Raw genomic sequence first — 17,104 nt, 5'->3', positions numbered from 1 at the left:
CCGCTCAAACGTGTATTTCCAGCCGTGTCACCGTACTTCGACGGCTCCGAGGTTGCGCTTGCCCCGCCGCAGGACGAGCCAGCGGCCGTGGATCAGGTCGCTGGTGGACGGGGTCTCGTCCTCGCTCGTCACCTTGGCGTTGTTGAGGTACGCGCCGCCCTCCTTGATGGTGCGGCGCGCCGCCGACTTGCTCGGGACCAGGTCGACCAGGGCCAACAGGTCGGCGACCGGGGCGAGTTCGGCCACCTGTGCGCGCGGCAGCTCGCTGAGCGCGGCCGCCAGGGTGGCCTCGTCCAGGTCGGCGAGATCGCCCTGGCCGAAAAGTGCCCTCGACGCGGCGATCACGGCGGCGCACTGGTCGGCACCGTGCACCAGGGTGGTCAGCTCCTCCGCCAGGGCGCGCTGGGCGGCGCGGGCCTGGGGGCGCTCGGCCGTGGAGCGCTCCAGCTCCTCGATCTCCTCGCGCGTCCGGAAGCTGAAGATGCGGACGAAGGTCGAGATGTCCCGGTCGTCGGCATTCAGCCAGAACTGGTAGAAGGCGTAGGGCGTGGTCATCTCGGGGTCGAGCCAGATCGCGCCGCCCTCGGTCTTGCCGAACTTGGTGCCGTCCGCCTTGGTGATCAGCGGGGTGGCCAGCGCGTGCACCGAGGCGCCCTCGACCCGGTGGATGAGGTCGATGCCCGCGGTGAGGTTGCCCCACTGGTCGCTGCCGCCGGTCTGCATGGTGCAGCCGTGGCGCCGGTACAGCTCCAGGAAGTCCATGCCCTGCAGGATCTGGTAGCTGAACTCCGTGTAGCTGATGCCTTGGTCGGAGTTGAGCCGGCGGGACACCGCCTCCTTGGCGATCATCTTGTTCACCCGGAAGTGCTTGCCGATGTCGCGCAGGAACTCGATCGCGGACAGGCCCGAGGTCCAGTCCAGGTTGTTGACCATGACGGCCGCGTTCTGCCCCTCGAAGGAGAGGTAGGGCTCGATCTGGGCCCGTACGCGCTCCACCCACTCGGCGACGACGGCCGGGTCGTTCAGCGTGCGCTCCGCGGTGGGCTTGGGGTCGCCGATCAGGCCGGTGGCCCCGCCGACCAGGCCCAGCGGGCGGTGGCCGGCCAGCTGGAGCCGGCGGATGGTGAGGATCTGGACCAGGTTGCCGAGGTGCAGGCTGGGCGCGGTGGGGTCGAAGCCGCAATAGACCGTGACGGGGCCGTCCGCGAACGCCTTGCGCAGTGCGTCCTCGTCAGTGGATACGGCGATCAGCCCGCGCCACTGCAGCTCGTCGACGATGTCCGTCACGTTTCCGTGTCTCCTTGTATAGGGGTGCGGCTTGCCCAGGGTCCCCGTACAGGTGCCCGTACCGGGGTGTGTACAGCGGTGACGAGCCTACGCGGTCCCGGCTGCCGGCCGCGCTGCGGTTTATCCGCGATATCCGCGATATCCGCGTTGCCGGCATCCTCGGCTTGTCGCCGTCGAGGGCTTGTCGGCGCCGTCAGCGCTTGCGCGGCGCGTGCGCGCGGTAGGGGCTGACGGTGGGGTCGCCGTCGATCCAGTAGCGCCAGGGGTGCGCGGCGCCCTCGCCGCCGACGCCGGTACGCGGTCCGCTGCGGATCGCGGCGGGGGCGGGCGGGGTGCCGGTGAGGATGCGGAAGGGGCCGCCGTCGGCGGAGCAGGCGTCTGCCCCGTTGAGTGCGCGGTCGACGGACAGCGCGGTGGCGAGCCGGGCGGGGCCCTGGGCGAGGTCGGTGGCCTTGCGTGAGGTGGGGCGGTGGACCCGGGCCAGGTCGGCGCCCGCGGTGATCTCTCCGCCGCGCAGCAGCACCCCGCTGGGGGTGCCCACCGGTCCGCAGACCAGGTTCAGGCAGTGCCACATGCCGTAGGTGAAGTAGACGTAGGTGTGTCCCGGCGGTCCGAACATCACCGCGTTGCGGTCGGTGCGGCCCCGATAGGCGTGCGAGCCGGGGTCGTTGGGCCCGTCGTAGGCTTCGACCTCGGTGAGCCGCAGCTCGATCGGGCCGTCGTCCGTGGCGCGGACCAGGAGCCTGCCGAGCAGGTCGGGGGCGATCTCCAGGACCGGCCGGTCGAAGAAGTCGCGGGCCAGCGGGGTCCGCTCGGGTGCGGTGATCACGGGGCCCGAGCGTACCGGAGCGCAGTGGAACCAGCCGGACGCGCGCTGCGTTCGTAGAGTTCGCCAAGAGCGTGCAAAAACCGGCAATGGAGGGTGTCCGTAATGGGCTTCAAGAAGCTGATGGCGAGTCTGGGTGCGGGTGGGGCGTCGGTGGAGACCGAGCTGTTCCAGTCGGACGTGACGCCGGGCGGTGTGGTCCAGGGGGAGGTGCGGATCCAGGGCGGTTCGGTCGAGCAGCGCATCCAGGGGCTGTCGGTGGGGCTGCAGGCCAAGGTGGAGGTGGAGCGGAAGGACGCGCAGGGCAACGACGTCGAGTACCACCAGGACATCGAGTTCCACACGCAGCAGATCGGCGGGGAGTTCGAGCTGCGGGCGGGCGCGGTGCACAACGTGCGGTTCGCGATCGAGGTGCCGTGGGAGACGCCGGTGACGATGTTCATGGGGCGGCATCTGACCGGGATGAACGTCGGGGTGACCACGGAGCTGCAGATCGCTCGGGCGGTGGACAAGGGTGACCTCGACCCGGTGAACGTGCATCCGCTGCCGGCGCAGGAGGCGCTGCTCGACGCCTTCGGGCGGCTCGGCTTCCGCTTCCACGGGGCGGACCTGGAGAAGGGGCATCTGCGGTCGACGCGGCAGCGGCTGCCGTTCTACCAGGAGATCGAGTTCCGCTCGCCGTCGCAGTATCCGGGGCTGAAGGAGGTCGAGCTGACGTTCGTCTCCGACGGGCACGAGATGGACGTCGTGATGGAGATGGACAAGAAGCCGGGGCTCTTCAGCGGGGGCGACACGTACCGCTCGTTCGTGATGGGCATGCAGTCGTACGAGCAGACCGACTGGGCGAACTACCTCCACCAGTGGCTGGCCGAGGTCGGCGGCAAGCGGAACTGGTTCTAGCCTGCTGGGGAGTGCGGACCGCCAGGACATAGGCTCGGTTCGCACGTTCGACCAGCGATCGAGAGGTGTCCAGGTGTCCGAGCAAGCGCGGCGACCGCTCCCCCATGACTTCCATCCGCCGGTGCCGGCGTTCACCGTGGTGAGCGACGACGTGGCGGCGGGGGCGGTACTGGGGGACGACCAGGTGTACGCGGCGGGCAACGTGTCGCCGCAGCTGCGGTGGGAGGGCTTCCCCGCGGAGACCAAGAGCTTCGCGGTGACGTGCTACGACCCTGACGCGCCGACCGGCAGCGGTTTCTGGCACTGGGTGCTGTTCGACATCCCGGCGTCGGTGACGGAGCTGCCGGCGGGCGCGGGCTCCGGGGACTTCCCCGGGCTGCCGGCCGGTGCGGTGCACGCGCGCAACGACTACGGGACCCGCGACTTCGGCGGCGCCGCGCCGCCGCCCGGGGACGGCCCGCACCGCTACGTCTTCACGGTCTACGCGGTGGACCAGGAGAAGCTGGACGCGAACGCGGACGCGTCGCCGGCTTACGTGGGCTTCAACCTGCGCTTCCACACGCTGGGCCGGGCCCAGCTGATCGCCGAGTACGAGGTGCCGGCCGGCGGCTGAGCGGGGCCCGTCCACCGGTCCGGTCGCGGTCGGTGGTTAATGCGTTGCGCCCCGGCGCGGGCCCCCGCACAGTGGTGACTGCCCGGCTTGCCGGACGCCCCCGGTCATGCGCCCGGGTGGCGCGGCGGGCGCCGGGCCGGCCGGCACCGCCTCGGCGGAGGCGGCGGGGCGTTGCGCTGGGCGGTACCTCGCGCCACCCGCCGCCTGTCGGACCCCGGTCTGGGGATCGGGGGTCCGCGCCGGCCGGCGCGCTCCGGATGCCAGGACGTTCATCACGTCCGGCGTCCGGGGCGCGAGCTTTCCCCGCTTCTCCCGCAGTCCCGCCGCGCACCGGCTTTTCCGCTGCTCTTTCCCGGTTCCTCCTCCCCCGGTCACCCGCTGTCCGCCCGGGGGAAATTGCGTTGTCCGGGAGTGGACGCGGGGGCACAGTGGAGCCACTTCGCCAGGGGGGCGGAGCGGACCCGGGAGGTGGGCGGCATGCGCGACACGCTGGTGCTGAATGCGAGCTTCGAACCGCTGTCGACGGTGTCGCTGCGGCGTGCGGTGGTCCTGGTGATGCAGGACAAGGCCGTCGTGGAGCAGGCGCATCCCGGGCTGCGCATCCGTGCGGCCGACGTCGACCTACCGCTTCCGCAGGTGATCAGGCTGTGCCGTTACGTGCGGGTGCCGTTCCGACAACGGGCCCCGTGGTCGCGGCGGGGTGTGCTGGTACGTGACCGGCACCGGTGCGCGTACTGCGGGCGCCGGGCCACGACGGTCGACCACGTGCAGCCGCGGTCCCGCGGTGGCGGTGACACCTGGCTGAACACGGTGGCCGCGTGCGCGGAGGACAACCAGCGCAAGGCGGACCGTACGCCGGAGCAGGCGGGTATGCGGCTGCTGGTCAGGCCGTTCGAGCCGACGCCGGCGGACGCGCTGCTGCTGGCGCTGGGTGTACGGGAGCGGGCCGGGCTGCCGGAGTGGCTGGCGCGGCCGGCCTGAGGCGCGGACCGCGGATGACGTCGACGCGGCCGGACCCGGTGACGGGTCCGGCCGTGCGGTTCAGGTGAGGGTGAGCTGCAGGATGGCGGCGATGCCGACGACGACGATCAGGGCGCGCAGCGCGGCGGGCGGCAGCCGGCGGCCGACGCGGGCGCCGATGAGCCCGCCGATGGTGGCGCCGACCGCGATGAGGGCGACGGCGGCCCAGTCCATGTGGGCGACGATGATGAAGAAGACCGCGGCGATGCCGTTGACCATGGCGGCCAGGACGTTCTTCAGGCCGTTGACGCGTTGCAGGGTCTCGTCGAGCAGCAGGCCCATCAGGGACAGGTAGAGCACGCCCTGGGCGGCGCCGAAATAGCCGCCGTAGACGCTGGCCAGGAACATCCCGGCGATCAGCAGCGGTCCGCCGTTGGTGGGGGCGGCGGCGCCGAGGCGTTCGCGGCGGGCCTGGACGGCGCGGGAGAGCCGGGGTTGCAGGACGACCAGCACCAGGGCGGCGGCGATCAGCACGGGCACGATGGCGTGGAAGGCCTGCGAGGGCAGGGTGACCAGGAGGACGGCTCCGGTGGCGCCGCCGAGCAGGCCGACGATGCCCAGCCGGATGAGCCGGTCGCGCTGGCCGGTGAGTTCGCGCCGGTAGCCGATGGCGCCGGTGATCGATCCGGGGACCAGGCCGAGGGCGTTCGAGACGTTGGCGGTGACCGGAGACAGGCCGACGGCGAGCAGGACCGGGAAGGTCAGCAGGGTGCCGGAGCCGACGATCGTGTTGATGGTGCCGGCGCCGACTCCCGCGGCGAGGACGGCCAGTGCTTCTGCGGGGGACATAACCCTGTGATCATGTCACAGCGGGGCGCCGTACCCCCGGGGGGTCTCGGTCGCGCCCGATCGGTCCCTCCTGGCCGGTCCCTCGGTCGGTCCTCCGGTCAGTCCTTGTCGAAGGGTGCGGCCTCGCGGCGGGGCGCGGGTGCGGTGACGCCGGAGCCGCCTCCGTTGCCGCCGTTGCCCTGGGCGCCGGGCAGGTTGACTATGCCGCCGAGGCCCTTGAGCGCGTCGTTCAGCTCGCTGGGGATGATCCAGAGCTTGTTGGAGTCGCCCTCGGCGATCTTCGGCAGCATCTGCAGATACTGGTAGGCGAGCAGCTTCTGGTCCGGGTCGCCGGCGTGGATGGACTCGAAGACCGTGCGGATCGCCTGCGCCTCGCCCTCGGCGCGCAGCGCGGTGGCCTTGGCGTCACCTTCGGCGCGCAGGATGGAGGACTGCTTCTCGCCCTCGGCGGTGAGGATCTGGGACTGCCTGATGCCCTCGGCGGTGAGGATCGCGGCGCGCTTGTCGCGGTCGGCGCGCATCTGCTTCTCCATCGAGTCCTGGATGGAGGTGGGCGGCTCGATCGCCTTCAGCTCGACGCGGTTGACGCGGATGCCCCATTTGCCGGTGGCCTCGTCCAGGACGCCGCGCAGGGCCGCGTTGATCTCCTCGCGGGATGTCAGGGTGCGCTCCAGGTCCATGCCTCCGATGATGTTGCGCAGCGTGGTGACGGTGAGCTGCTCGATGGCCTGGATGTAGCTGGCGACCTCGTAGGTCGCGGCCCGCGCGTCGGTCACCTGGTAATAGATGACGGTGTCGATGTTGACCACCAGGTTGTCCTGGGTGATCACCGGCTGCGGCGGGAAGGGCACCACCTGTTCGCGCAGGTCGATGCGGTTGCGGATGGTGTCGATGAACGGCACGACGATGTTCAGGCCCGCGCTGAGGGTGCGGGTGTAGCGGCCGAAGCGCTCGACGATCGCCGCGCTGGCCTGCGGAATGACCTGGACCGTCTTGATCAGCGCGATGAAGACGAGCACCACCAGGATGATCAGGACGATGATGATGGGCTGCATGTCCACTCCCCGCGCCGGTTTGCCTGCGGAAATACGGTGTATTCCGACATGATCGATCTTGGCAGAGCAGCCGCCTGCCGGGGGCGGGGTTCGGCGAATTCCCGGCCCGGAAGGGGGTGTTCCGCTGTCACATCACGACGGCTGTCGCTCCGTCGATCTCCACGACGTCCACCTGCTGGCCGGGGTCGAAGACCCGGCCCTCCTCGAGCGAGCGCGCGGACCAGACCTCGCCCGCGAGTTTGATCCGGCCGTCGGACCCGCCGTCGACCCTCGCCAGGACCACGGCCTGCCTGCCCCTGAGGGCGTCGATGCCGCTGCGCTGTCCCGCGTGCTGCCGGTTGCGGTAGGCGAGCGGGCGTACGAAGACCAGCAGCGCGACGGAGACCACCACGAAGGCGATCACCTGGGCGACCACTCCGCCGCCGAGACCCGCCGCGGCGGCGCCCGCCACCGCGCCGACGGCGAACATGCCGAATTCGGGCATTGCCGTGATCACCAGCGGGATGCCAAGACCCACTGCGGCTATCAGCCACCACACCCATGCGTCCACAGGCCCAATCGTAGGGCTGTACGCGGCAGTTGCGGCAGTGCGCAGGGATGTAAAGACGGAAAGAGCCGGGGCGGCGCCCTCCGGCGGGGTCAGGACAGCGGGAGTCCGGCGGCCGTGTAGCGGTCGCCGCGGCGCTCGACGACCAGCGGGAGGCCGAAGCACAGGGACAGGTTGCGGGAGGTCAGCTCGGTCTCGATCGGGCCCGCGGCGACGAGCTTGCCCTGGCGGATCATCAGGACGTGGGTGAAGCCGGGGGCGATCTCCTCGACATGGTGGGTGACCATGATCATGGAGGGCGCGATGGGGTCGCGGGCGAGCCGGCCGAGGCGGCGTACGAGATCCTCGCGGCCGCCGAGGTCGAGGCCGGCGGCGGGCTCGTCGAGCAGCAGCAGCTCGGGGTCGGACATCATCGCGCGGGCGATCAGGGTGCGCTTGCGCTCGCCCTCGGACAGGGTGCCGAACTTCCGGTCGAGGAAGTCGTTCATGCCGAGCCGGTCGAGGAAGGCGCGGGCGCGGTCCTCGTCGACCTTCTCGTAGCCCTCGTGCCAGGTGGCGGTCATGCCGTACGCGGCGGTGAGCACCGTCTCCAGGACGGTCTGCCTGCGCGGCATCTTCTCGGCCATCGCGGCGCCGGCCATGCCGATCCGCGGGCGCAGTTCGAAGACGTCGACGCCGCCGAGCTTGTCGCCGAGGATGGAGACGGCGCCGGCGGTGGGGAAGAGGTAGCTGGACGCGACATTGAGCAGGGTGGTCTTGCCGGCGCCGTTCGGCCCGAGGATGACCCAGCGCTCGCCTTCGGCGACCGACCACGAGACGTGGTCCACCAGAGCCCGTCCGTCGCGGACCACGGATACGTCCACCAGCTCCAGCACATCGCTCATGAGCGCGTTGTCTCCCATTGCAGTCTCGTCAGTCCGGCGGTGCCGGGGAGGGCACGTCCCCGGAGGGATCCCCTGGGGAAAACTTACGCCACCGCACGACGGGTCCAGTCCATAGGCTGGGGGCATGCTTGATGAACCTCGTTCAGGGCGGCTGACCGCGTGGGGAAATGCCCTGCTTGCCGGACTTGCCGCCCCCGATGACGTCGCGCAGCGGATCGTGGGCAGGGACGCGGTGCACCGGATCACGGCGCTGCCCGGGGAGAACGGGCCGGTCGGACTGACTCTGGGCCTCGGTCGGCTGCGTGCGCTGGGGGTGACCGGGCTGCGTCTGGCGCTGCCGGTCGCCGGGCATCCGCTGGGCCTGAGCGGGCCGCCGGACTTCAACGACCTCGCGCTGGAGGCGGGCGAGGCGGTGCTCACCGTCGGCGCGCTGCCGCTCGGCCTGGTGCCCGAGGTCAGCGAGGCGGGTCCGGCGGGCGATGTGCATGTGGAGGTGGAGTGGCGGTGCCTGCCGGTGCGGGACGCGCCGCCGGCCGACGTGCCGTCGCTGGGTGAGGCGGAGCGCGAGCTGGCCGAGGCGCTGCGGGACGCGACGGCGGCGCTGGCCGCGCTGGACGTGGCGGGTGCGGGCGGGCCGACGGCGCACGCGGCGCTCGAGGCCTACCGCGCGCGGGCGGCCAGGGGCCGGGAGGTGCTGGCGCCGGGCTATCCGCCGCGGGCGGTGCGGGTGCTGGAGCTGGCGCAGCGGGTCGCGGCGCTGGTGGAGATCGCCGGTGACGGGCACGGCGCCGCGGTGAGCGCCTCGCAGATCGCGGCCAGGGCGGAGCTGCTGCGGCCGGTGGAGCGGACCGCGCGGCGGGCGCAGGTCGCGGCGTACAACGCGTACGTGGAGGAGGCGGATCGGCGACGGCCGTAGGCCCCGCGCCGTACGGAAGGGGTGTACGGGGCGGGGCCGGCGGTCAGCGGGTGGCCGCGGTCACCCGTTGGCGGCGAAGTTGCCGAAGACCGGGTTCAGCAGGCCGATCACGTTGACGGAGTCACCGCTCACGTTGACCGGCACGTGCGCCGGGACCTGCACCAGGTTGCCGGAGGCCACTCCCGGGGAATTCGCGGCCATGCCGTCCGCGCCGCTGTCGGCGGCGGCGACGCCGGTGCCGGCGACCGCCAGGCCGCCCGCCACGAGGGTGAGGGTCGCGGCCTTCTTGAGGTTCATCACGTCGAAATTCCTCCTTGCAGGGCGTGCCGCGGCCTTCCGCCGCGGCACGCCCTGCGCAACGGATCACCGCGCCGTGGGATGCGTTGGCCGGGCGACATCCACCCGACAGTATGAATCTCAGCCCGGCGTGAGCCCGGTGCGAGCCCGGTGCGACCCAGGGGCGTACCCCCGCGGGTGCGCCGGTCGGCCGCTCGGACACCGCGGGTGCGCCGGTCAGCCGCCGACGCCGTTGCGCACCGCCCACAGGGCGGCCTGGGTGCGGTCGGCGAGGTCCAGCTTCATCAGGATGTTCGACACGTGGGTCTTCACGGTCTTCTCCGACAGCACCAGCGCGCGGGCGATCTCCCGGTTGGAGCGGCCGTCGGCGATCAGGGTGAGCACCTCGCGCTCCCGCTCGGTCAGGGCGTTGCCGCGGCCCTGCCCCGAGCCGCCCGGCTGGTCCTGGGAGAGCAGCGCGCCGGCCACCTCGGGCTGCAGCAGCACGTGCCCGGCGTGCACGGAGCGGATCGCGTCGGCGAGCGCGACCGGGTCGACGTCCTTGTAGACGTACCCGGCGGCGCCGGCCCGCAGCGCGGGTACGACGGTGCGCTGCTCGGTGAAGCTGGTGACGATCAGCACGCGGGCGGCGCTCTGCGCGTCGCGCAGCAGCCGCAGCGCCTCGATGCCGTCGGTGCCGGGCATCTTGACGTCCATCAGGATCACGTCGGGCTTCAGCTCCGCGGCGCGGTCGACGCCCTCCTGGCCGTCGGCCGCCTCGCCGACCACCTCGATGTCGCCCTGCACTTCCAGGAAGGTGCGCAGGCCACGGCGTACGACCTGGTGGTCGTCCACCAGCAGGACACGGATCACCTTCTCAGCCACCCGGCACCTCCAGCTCGATGACGGTGCCCTTGCCGGGCGCCGATTGCACGGTGAGTCGGCCGCCGACGCCGCCGGCCCTGTCCCGCATGGAGACCAGGCCGAGGTGGCGTCCCGCGCGCCGGACGGAGCCGGGGTCGAAGCCCCTGCCGTCGTCGCTGACCCGCAGCACCGCGCCTTTGCCGTGGCCGTCGAGGGTGATGGCGACCGTGCCGGCGTGGGCGTGCCGCAGCGCGTTGTGCATGGCCTCCTGGGCGACCCGCAGCACGGCCTCCTCCTGGGAGGCGGGCAGTGCGCGCATGTCGCGGGCCTGAAAGGTGACGCCGGCGGAGTGGACCCGGTTGAGGACCGCGGCCTGGGTGCGCAGGGTCGCGACCAGGCCGTCGTCGTCCAGGGCGGCGGGGCGCAGCTCGACCACGACGGCCCGCAGCTCGTCGGCGGCCTCGGCGGCGAGCCCGGCGACCTCGCGCAGCTGGCACTTGGCGCGGTCCGGGTCGGTGTCGATCAGGGCGGCGGCGGCCTGCGCGGTCAGCCGCAGCGAGAAGAGCTTCTGCGAGACCGCGTCGTGCAGCTCGTGGGCGATCCTGGCCCGCTCCCCCGCGAGTGTCAGCTCGCGGCTGCGCTCGTAGAGCCGGGCGTTGGTCAGCGCGATCGCGGCGTGGTCGGCGAGGATGCGCAGCAGGTCCTCGTCGTCCTGGGTGAAGCCGTGGGAGCCCGCCTCGGGGCGGGTGGGGCACTGCTTGTTGGCCAGGAAGAGGGCGCCGAGGATGTCGTCGCCGTCCATCACCGGCATGCCGATGAAGGCCTTCATCATCGGGTGGCGGCGCGGCCAGCCGGCGAAGCTCGCGAAGTCGCGGACGTCGTCGAGGCGCTGCGGGGTGGCCTCGTGCAGCATCGCGGCGAGGATGCCGTGCTGCCGGGGCAGCGGGCCGATGGCCTTCCACTCCTCGTCGCTGACGCCGTCCACCACGAACTGGGCGAAGCCGCCGTGGTCGTCGGGCACGCCGAGCGCCGCGTATTCGGCGGCCAGCAGCTCGCGGGCGGAGGCGACGATGGTCTGCAGGACCTCGTGCACCTCCAGCCGGCGGTTCATCGCCAGGACCGCGGCGCTGACCGCTTCGATTCCGCCTCTGGGGGGCCTGCTCGGCATGCCTCCACCGTACCGGCGCCGGGCCGCCGTCCGGATGCGCCGCTGGTCGGAGCGCCGCTGGGTATCGGGACCTACGCCCTTGTGACCGCGCGGTGTAGGGCGGCCGCCCGAGGCGGGCGGCTCGCCCCCGTTCCTACGGTGGGGCCCAGGAGACGGCCGGGCAGTCGGCCCGGCCGTGCCGGGGCGTCTCGGGCGCCCGGGGCGGCGGTTGACAACGAGGGCGGGATCATGCCGGTAGCGATCATCACAGGTGCGTCGAGGGGGCTGGGCCGGGCGCTCGCCGCGGAGCTGGCGGGGCGCGGCTGGCGGCTGGTGCTCGACGGGCGGGACGCGGAGGCGCTGCGGGCGGCGGCGGCCGGCCTGGAGCGTACGGCGGCGGAGTCCGGTGGCGGCGGGCATGCCTCGGACGGCGGCGGTGCGGCGATGGTGCGGGCGGTGCCGGGCGATGTCACGGACCCGGCGCACCGGGCGGCGCTGGTGGCGGCGGCCGAGCAGCTGGGCGGGGTGGACCTGCTGGTCAACAATGCCAGCGCGCTGGGCGCCGAGCCGCTGGTGCCGCTGGCGGAGCTGCCGGTGGAGGGGTTGCGGGCGGCGCTTGAGGTCAATGTGACGGCGCCGCTGGCGCTGGTTCAGGCGGCGCTTCCCGCGCTGCGGGCCGCGGGCGGCCGGGTGCTGAACGTCAGCTCGGACGCGGCGGTGGAGGCGTACCCGGACTGGGGCGGTTACGGGGCGAGCAAAGCCGCGCTCGACCACCTGTCGGCGGTGCTCGCGGTGGAGGAGCCGGGGCTGCGGGTCTGGTGGGTGGATCCGGGTGACCTGCGGACGGCGCTGTACGCGGCGGCGGTGCCCGACGACCCGGACTTCGCGGAGCGCCCGCTGCCCGAGGAGGTGGCTCCGGCGCTGCTGCGGCTGCTGGACGAGGGCGCGGCCAGCGGCCGCTACACGGCGTCGGCGCTGAGGAGCGGACGGTGAGCGCGGCCGACCGAAACACAGACCCCTATACAAGGGGGATAGGAGTCATGACAGATAGAAGCCATGCAACGGACATTCTGTGTGATTTCCATGTGCCGGCCGAGTCGCTGGCGGCCGCTCCGCCGCCCCGGCGGGACGGGGTGCGGCTGCTGGTCGGCCGGCAGGGCGCCGGCGAGGTCTCGCACCACGCCTTCCGCGAGCTGCCCGTGCTGCTGCGGGCCGGCGACGTCCTGGTCGTGAACACCTCCAGGACGCTGCCCGCGGCGGTGGACGGCAGCCTGGGCGGCGAGCCGGTCGTGGTGCACTTCTCCACCCGGCGGGACGACGGACGCTGGGTGGTCGAGGTCCGCGACCCCGACGGCCGGGGCTCCACCGTCCGCCGGGCGGGCGGCCCCGCGGGGGCGGTGGTAAGGCTGGCCGGCGGGGAGCAGCTGGCGCTCGACGAACCGCTGGACCCGTGCGGGGACCGGCTGTGGGTGGCGTCGCCGTCGATGGCGGACCCGGTGCGGCACCTGCACCGGCACGGGCGGCCGATCCGCTACGCCTACACCGAGCGGGACCAGCCGCTCGCCGCCCACCAGACGGTCTTCGCGACGGCGTCGCCGGACGGCGCGGGCTCGGCGGAGATGCCGAGCGCGGGCCGGCCCTTCACGGCGCCACTGGTCACCGAGCTGGTCAGCCGCGGGGTGCAGATCGCGCCGATCGTGCTGCACACCGGGGTCGCCTCGGCCGAGGCCTACGAGCCGCCGTACGCCGAGCCCTACGCGGTGCCCGCGGCGACGGCCTGGCAGGTCAACGCGGCGCGGGCGGCCGGCGGCCGGGTGGTCGCGGTGGGCACCACCGCGGTGCGGGCGCTGGAGTCGGCGGCGGACCGGCGCGGGGTGGTGCGCCCGGCGCGGGGCTGGACGGAGCTGGTGATCACCCCGGAGCGCGGGGTGCGCGCGGTGGACGGCCTGCTGACCGGGCTGCACGAGCCGGAGGCCTCGCATCTGCTGATGCTGCGGGCGGTGTCCGGCGACCGCCTGCTGGAGCGGGTCTACGCCGAGGCGCTCCAGCACCGCTACCTGTGGCACGAGTTCGGCGACGTGAATCTCCTGCTGCCGTAAAGGGCACCTCAATAAGCGTCACATAAAGCACCCCCGCGGTCACCACAAGCGACAGCGGGGGTGCGGCGGTGTGAGGTGACCTATAGGACCTGCGTCACATACTAAGCAGCGTAGTGGAATACGACCCCCGGCAAAGCTCGGGCTATTGCCGGGAAGTGACATCCCGTTCCGGTCCCGGCTACGAATGGGATTCGTAGCCGGCTTCATTGACCCCCGTTTTGCGAGGCCCTAAGAATTCTCAGGTCCGCAACCGGAAGAGGTCATTCCATGCAGCTCCCCACGATCCCGAAGATCGGCCGACTGTCCAAGAAGCACAAGATCACGGCGGCTGGTGCCGCCGCCGCGGCAGCTGTTGTCCTGGCCGTCACCGGTCTCCAGGCGACCGGTGGGTCGGCTGAGGCCAAGGGCGAAGCGACCGGTTTCTCGGTCGAATCCGGCCAGGAGGTGAAGAGCCTGGACGCCCAGGCGGGGCTCGCCTCGCAGAAGGCCATCCAGGACGACGCGGCCGCGAAGAAGAAGGCCGCCGCCGACACCGCGGCCCAGCAGAAGAAGGCCGCCGCCGACGCGGCTGCGAAGAAGAAGGCGGCGGCGCACGCCGCCGCCGAGAAGAGGGCCGCGGACGCCGCGGCGAAGAAGAAGGCAGCCGCCCGGGCCGCCGAGCGCGCCAAGGCCAAGCAGGCCGCGACCCGCTCCACCCACCGCACCGCGCTCAAGGTGGCGGCCCCGAAGGCGACGCCGAAGAAGATCGCCACCGCCGTGCCCGTCGCCGCGGTCGTCTACCCGGACAACCTGGACGGCTGGATCCGCGAGGCGCGCTCCGTGCTGGCCGCGCACAACATCCCGGTGCCGACCTACAACGGCATTTACCGCAACATCATGCGGGAGTCGAGCGGCAACCCGAACGCGATCAACCTGTGGGACATCAACGCCCAGAACGGCATTCCCTCCAAGGGCCTGCTGCAGACGATCGACCCGACTTTCAACGCCTACCACGTGTCGGGCACGTCGTGGAACGTCTACAACCCGGTCGCGAACATCGCCGCCGCGTGCAACTACGCCTGGCACGTCTACGGCGGAATGGACAACGTCAACTCGGCGTACTGATCGGCGCGCTGATCCGCGAACCGATCAACTCCTGCGAAAAGGGCGATGGGACCACGAGTCCCACCGCCCTTTTCGCATGCCGCGTCTGCGCCGGCTACTTGCGCATGACCTCGGGCTCGTGCCGGCGCAGCAGCCGGGCGACGGCGACACCGCACAGCGCCGCCATGAGCAGCAGCATCAGGACGTCGACCGTCCAGACGCCCGCGCTGTGCTTCCACAGCGCGTCCACGTCGATCGGCGGCTTGGTGTCCCACGGCAGCAGCGTGTTGAGGTCGGCCGTCGCGCCGGTGCCGGCGACCGCCCAGCGGGCCGGCATCAGCCAGGCGACCTGCTCCATGCCGGGCTTGCCGTATATCTGGAAGAGCACACCGGTGAAGACGATCTGCACGATCGAGTACATCACCAGCAGCGGCATGGTCTTCTCCGCGGTCTTCACCAGGGCGGAGATGATCAGGCCGACCATCATCGAGGTGAAGCCGAAGGCCATGATGACCAGGGTCATCTCCACGGCCGGCTGGCCGTGCAGGATGACGCCCTCGGCGGGCATCCTGCTGCGCGGCACGAAGCCGATACCGCAGATGATCGCGCCCTGCAGGGCGGTGATCAGGCCGAGCACGATGACCTTGGACATCAGGTACGCCGAGCGCGACAGGCCGACGGCACGCTCGCGCTCGTAGATGACCCTTTCCTTGATCAGCTCGCGCACGGAGTTGGCGGCGCCCGCGAAGCACGCGCCGACCGCGATGATCATCAGGATGGTGCCGGCGTCCCGGTTCTGGCCGTGCGAGCGGGCGGGCCCGTAGCCCAGGCCGCTGCTCGCCGGGATCAGCAGGCTGACGATGCCGAGCACGGTCGGCAGGATCAGCATCAGGCCGATGAAGCCGCGGTCGGAGGCGATCACCGAGGTGTAGCGGCGCACCAGCGTCCACAGTTGCGGGCCCCAGGCCTGCGGCTTGGGCGGCTTGGCCACCTGGTGCGGGATGTAGGGCGCGGCCTGCGGTGCGACGGCGTCCAGGTCGGCGGCATAGGTCTGGTAGTGCTGCGAGCCGCGCCAGCGGCCCATCCAGTCGTAGTCGCGGTAGGTCTCGAACGCCGAGAAGACGTCGGCCCAGTTGTCGTAGCCGAAGAAATTCAGCGCCTCGTCCGGCGGCCCGAAATAGGCGACGGCGCCGCCGGGGGCCATCACCAGCAGCTTGTCGCACAGCGCCAGTTCGGCCACCGAGTGGGTGACCACCAGGACGGTGCGGCCGTCGTCGGCCAGGCCGCGCAGCAGCTTCATCACGTCGCGGTCCATGCCGGGGTCGAGGCCCGAGGTGGGCTCGTCCAGGAAGATCAGCGACGGCTTGGTGAGCAGTTCGAGGGCCACCGAGACGCGCTTGCGCTGGCCGCCCGACAGCGAGGTGATGCGCTTGTCGGCGTGGATGTCGAGCTTCAGCTCGCGCAGCACCTCGTCGATCCTGGCCTCGCGCTCGGCCGACGCGGTGTCGCCGGGGAAGCGGAGCTTGGCCGCATACCGCAGGGCGGTCTTGACCTGGAGTTCCTTGTGCAGGATGTCGTCCTGCGGCACCAGGCCGATGCGCTGCCGCAGTTCGGCGAACTGCTTGTACAGATTCCGGTTGTCGTACAGCACCTCGCCCTGGTCGGCGGGCCGGTAGCCGGTCAGCGCGCGCAGCAGCGTCGACTTGCCGGAGCCCGACGGGCCGATCACGCCGATCAGCGACTTCTCCGGCACCCCGAAGGAGACGTCCCTGAGGATCGTCTTGGTGGTCCTGCCGTGCGGGACGGTCACCGAGAGGCGGCGGGCCGAGAAGGACACCGCGCCGGTGTCGACGAATTCCTCCAGCCGGTCCCCGACCAGCCGGAAGGTGGAGTGGCCGACGCCGACGATGTCGTTCGGGCCGAGCAGGTGCCGCTGGATCGGCTGGCCGTTGACATAGGTGCCGTTGTGGCTGCCGAGGTCGACGATCTCGTGGCGGCCGTCGGGATGCGCGCGGAATTCCGCGTGGTAGCGGGAGACCTGGAGGTCGGCGACGACCAGTTCGTTCTCCCGCGCGCGGCCGATGCGCATGACCCGGCCCAGCGCGATCTGGTGGAAGGTCGTCGGGCTGCGGTCGCCCTGTCCTGGCGTGGGGCCCGCCTGCTGCTGCGGTACGCCCTGCGGCGCCGGCGGCTGTCCGGGCCAGCCGCCGCCCTGCTGCGGCGGCACCACCTGCGGGACCGGGGCCGCGTGCGGGGCCTGGGCCTGCTGATACTGCGGGTAGCCCTGCTGCTGCGGCGGCAGGCGCGGGGCCGGCTGCTGCACGGGCGGCGGCACGGGCTGCTGGGGCGGTGCCTGCTGGTAGAGCTGCTGGGGCTGGGCGCGCGCGGTCTCCGCGCTGTAGACGTCGCCGCCGGACGCCGCGACGGGCGTGCCGCCGGTGAAGCTCAGCCGCGGGCCGTCGGTGGCATTGCCGAGGTTCACCGTGGAGCCGGGTCCCACCTCGGTCTGCTGGATCCGCTGCCCGTGGACGAAGGTGCCGTTGGTGCTCCCCTGGTCCTCGATCACCCAACCGCGGTCGCCCCGGCGGATGGTGGCATGCCGCCACGACACCCTGGGGTCGTCGCAGACGAGATCGGCCTGCGGGTCGCGCCCGAGGCTGTAGGACCGTGAGGCGTCGAGCGTCCAGGTCCGGTCGTTCAATTCGAGTACGAGTTCAGGCACCCCAAGCCCCATTGGTTGTCCCCCGTGTTGTCCCCCATGAGGGGAGTCTAGGGATCGCGAACATCGGGAGGAACTA

17 protein-coding genes are annotated in these 17,104 nt (G+C 72.0%); 7 read left to right on the top strand and 10 right to left on the bottom strand.

Annotation, left to right across the window (positions count from 1 at the left end; all coding sequences use genetic code 11):
• Nucleotides 1–27: 27 nt before the first annotated feature.
• Both tyrS and OG900_31460 read right to left on the bottom strand, forming a co-directional pair.
• Nucleotides 28–1,287 carry a tyrosine--tRNA ligase gene (tyrS, locus tag OG900_31465; protein WUH94208.1) on the bottom strand — a complete coding sequence of 420 codons (1,260 nt, stop codon included), beginning with the start codon at nt 1,285–1,287 and terminating at the stop codon, nt 28–30.
• A gap of 193 nt (nt 1,288–1,480) precedes the next feature.
• Nucleotides 1,481–2,116: a DNA-3-methyladenine glycosylase gene (locus tag OG900_31460; protein WUH94207.1), complete on the bottom strand. Its 636-nt coding sequence runs from the start codon at nt 2,114–2,116 to the stop codon at nt 1,481–1,483.
• A gap of 102 nt (nt 2,117–2,218) precedes the next feature.
• Here OG900_31460 and OG900_31455 point away from each other — a divergent pair, with 102 nt between their 5' ends.
• The 3 genes from OG900_31455 to OG900_31445 all read left to right on the top strand — a co-directional run bounded on the left by OG900_31455 (nt 2,219) and on the right by OG900_31445 (nt 4,607).
• Nucleotides 2,219–3,013: a sporulation protein gene (locus OG900_31455; protein ID WUH94206.1), complete on the top strand. Its 795-nt coding sequence runs from the start codon at nt 2,219–2,221 to the stop codon at nt 3,011–3,013.
• 73 nt (nt 3,014–3,086) lie between these two features.
• Nucleotides 3,087–3,626: a YbhB/YbcL family Raf kinase inhibitor-like protein gene (locus tag OG900_31450; GenBank protein WUH94205.1), complete on the top strand. Its 540-nt coding sequence runs from the start codon at nt 3,087–3,089 to the stop codon at nt 3,624–3,626.
• 477 nt (nt 3,627–4,103) lie between these two features.
• Nucleotides 4,104–4,607 carry an HNH endonuclease gene (locus OG900_31445; protein ID WUH94204.1) on the top strand — a complete coding sequence of 168 codons (504 nt, stop codon included), beginning with the start codon at nt 4,104–4,106 and terminating at the stop codon, nt 4,605–4,607.
• Between the two features lie 60 nt (nt 4,608–4,667).
• Here the strand turns inward: OG900_31445 and OG900_31440 are convergent, their stop codons facing one another.
• The 4 genes from OG900_31440 to OG900_31425 form a co-directional block, all read right to left on the bottom strand.
• On the bottom strand, nt 4,668–5,435 hold the full coding sequence (locus tag OG900_31440) for a sulfite exporter TauE/SafE family protein (GenBank protein WUH94203.1): 768 nt from the start codon (nt 5,433–5,435) through the stop codon (nt 4,668–4,670).
• 98 nt (nt 5,436–5,533) lie between these two features.
• Nucleotides 5,534–6,490 carry an SPFH/Band 7/PHB domain protein gene (locus OG900_31435; protein WUH94202.1) on the bottom strand — a complete coding sequence of 319 codons (957 nt, stop codon included), beginning with the start codon at nt 6,488–6,490 and terminating at the stop codon, nt 5,534–5,536.
• Between the two features lie 127 nt (nt 6,491–6,617).
• Complete coding sequence (locus OG900_31430) at nt 6,618–7,040, bottom strand: NfeD family protein (protein ID WUH94201.1); 423 nt, start codon at nt 7,038–7,040, stop codon at nt 6,618–6,620.
• An 89-nt stretch (nt 7,041–7,129) separates the two neighbouring features.
• Nucleotides 7,130–7,921 (bottom strand): ABC transporter ATP-binding protein, encoded by a 792-nt coding sequence (locus tag OG900_31425; GenBank protein WUH94200.1) that lies wholly within the window; start codon nt 7,919–7,921, stop codon nt 7,130–7,132.
• A 124-nt stretch (nt 7,922–8,045) separates the two neighbouring features.
• On the opposite strand from OG900_31425, the gene OG900_31420 reads away from it, so the two are divergent.
• Nucleotides 8,046–8,837 (top strand): hypothetical protein, encoded by a 792-nt coding sequence (locus OG900_31420; GenBank protein ID WUH94199.1) that lies wholly within the window; start codon nt 8,046–8,048, stop codon nt 8,835–8,837.
• A 60-nt stretch (nt 8,838–8,897) separates the two neighbouring features.
• Here OG900_31420 and OG900_31415 read toward each other — a convergent pair whose 3' ends face one another.
• From OG900_31415 to OG900_31405, 3 genes are all read right to left on the bottom strand, one after another.
• Nucleotides 8,898–9,134: a chaplin gene (locus OG900_31415; GenBank protein ID WUH94198.1), complete on the bottom strand. Its 237-nt coding sequence runs from the start codon at nt 9,132–9,134 to the stop codon at nt 8,898–8,900.
• 216 nt (nt 9,135–9,350) lie between these two features.
• The gene (locus OG900_31410; protein WUH94197.1) at nt 9,351–9,998 is read right to left on the bottom strand and encodes a response regulator transcription factor; all 648 of its coding nucleotides are present in this window, start codon (nt 9,996–9,998) and stop codon (nt 9,351–9,353) included.
• Nucleotides 9,991–11,145, bottom strand: coding sequence for a GAF domain-containing sensor histidine kinase (locus tag OG900_31405; GenBank protein WUH94196.1), 1,155 nt, complete (start codon nt 11,143–11,145; stop codon nt 9,991–9,993). Before OG900_31405 ends, OG900_31410 begins: the two co-directional genes overlap by 8 nt.
• Nucleotides 11,146–11,373: 228 nt before the next feature.
• Here OG900_31405 and OG900_31400 point away from each other — a divergent pair, with 228 nt between their 5' ends.
• The 3 genes from OG900_31400 to OG900_31390 all read left to right on the top strand — a co-directional run bounded on the left by OG900_31400 (nt 11,374) and on the right by OG900_31390 (nt 14,327).
• Nucleotides 11,374–12,117 (top strand): SDR family oxidoreductase, encoded by a 744-nt coding sequence (locus OG900_31400; protein WUH94195.1) that lies wholly within the window; start codon nt 11,374–11,376, stop codon nt 12,115–12,117.
• A gap of 92 nt (nt 12,118–12,209) precedes the next feature.
• Nucleotides 12,210–13,223: an S-adenosylmethionine:tRNA ribosyltransferase-isomerase gene (locus OG900_31395; GenBank protein ID WUH94194.1), complete on the top strand. Its 1,014-nt coding sequence runs from the start codon at nt 12,210–12,212 to the stop codon at nt 13,221–13,223.
• Nucleotides 13,224–13,490: 267 nt separating this feature from the next.
• Complete coding sequence (locus tag OG900_31390; GenBank protein ID WUH94193.1) at nt 13,491–14,327, top strand: transglycosylase SLT domain-containing protein; 837 nt, start codon at nt 13,491–13,493, stop codon at nt 14,325–14,327.
• Between the two features lie 94 nt (nt 14,328–14,421).
• Here OG900_31390 and OG900_31385 read toward each other — a convergent pair whose 3' ends face one another.
• Nucleotides 14,422–17,040 carry an FHA domain-containing protein gene (locus OG900_31385; GenBank protein WUH94192.1) on the bottom strand — a complete coding sequence of 873 codons (2,619 nt, stop codon included), beginning with the start codon at nt 17,038–17,040 and terminating at the stop codon, nt 14,422–14,424.
• Nucleotides 17,041–17,104: the final 64 nt, after the last annotated feature.

Origin of the sequence: Streptomyces sp. NBC_00433 (genome assembly GCA_036015235.1) — a bacterium.
Lineage (GTDB): Bacteria > Actinomycetota > Actinomycetes > Streptomycetales > Streptomycetaceae > Actinacidiphila.
This window is presented reverse-complemented; position numbering and strand designations above follow the sequence as displayed.